The organism is Oleiphilus sp. HI0066 (genome assembly GCF_001635725.1).
The window spans coordinates 1-1090 of the sequence record NZ_LWFH01001181.1; the positions used below are offsets into that span (position 1 = coordinate 1).

The following is a 1090-nucleotide window of genomic DNA, read 5'->3' on the forward strand; positions in this document are numbered from 1 at the left end:
AACTGGACGAACGTCAACTAGAGAACCAGGTAGGAATGCACGAACAGATTTAAGGTCAACAGTAAAGCCGCCTTTAACTTTACCGTTGATGATACCTTTAACGATCTCTTCAGCTTCGAATGCTTTCTCAAGATCTTTCCATGCTTCAGCACGCTTCGCTTTCTCACGTGAAAGTTGCGTTTCGCCAAAGCCGTTTTCTACAGCATCAAGTGCTACGTCAACAGTGTCACCAACTGCTAGTTCAACTTCACCAGCTTCGTTTACGAACTGTGAAAGAGGGATAACGCCCTCTGATTTCAAGCCTGCGTTAACTGTAACCCAATCGCTATCGATGTCTACAACCACGCCTTTAACGATCGACCCTGGGGTCATATCGATCTCTTTTAGGCTCTCTTCAAATAAATCTGCAAAGCTCTCGCTCATTACATTTCCTGTATATGATTCTCCGTACCACCAGTTAATACGGTCTATTTACATACGCTCATGACAAACCTCTGGCCGGTTTTTCATTGCCATAAGCATTAAAACTATTTTTAGAGGAAAAATCTTACTTTGGATTGACCAATAAAAGGACTTTTTCCAACACTTGCTCGATCGAATATTCGGTCGTGTCGATCGTGACAGCATCGTCTGCGGCCTTTAACGGCGCGGCTTTACGACCCATATCACGCGCATCACGCGCTTCGATCTCTTGCAAAAGGGTCGCGATTCTAACATCTTCACCCTGTGCCTTCAACTGTTGGAAACGACGCTCTGCTCTGGCTTGAGCAGAAGCGGTTAAGAATATTTTGAATTGAGAGTTAGGAAAAACAACTGTTCCCATATCTCGTCCATCAGCTACCAGACCAGGAAGCTGCTGAAAATCGCGCTGGCGCTGCAATAACGCTGCACGCACTTCAGGGAGAACCGCCACTTTTGAAGCATTATCGCCCGTGGTCTCAAGACGTAATTCACTCGTCACATCCTCTCCTGCAAGCATTACACGAACCGGCTCGCCCGGCTTTGAACTTTCAAAAGAACAATCAAGACCTGCCGCGACTGCGGCCAAACTTGACTCGTCATCTAAAGCGACATTTTGACGTAGCGCCGC

2 protein-coding genes are annotated in these 1090 nt (G+C 46.6%); both read right to left on the reverse strand.

Annotated features, from left to right (window positions below):
• On the reverse strand, window positions 1–423 hold a 423-nt coding region (locus A3738_RS15925), incomplete at its 3' end, for a S1 RNA-binding domain-containing protein (RefSeq protein WP_156504294.1).
• 124 nt (window positions 424–547) lie between these two features.
• Window positions 548–1090 (reverse strand): (d)CMP kinase (gene cmk / locus A3738_RS15930; protein WP_068763719.1); only part of this gene is annotated, 543 nt, incomplete at its 5' end.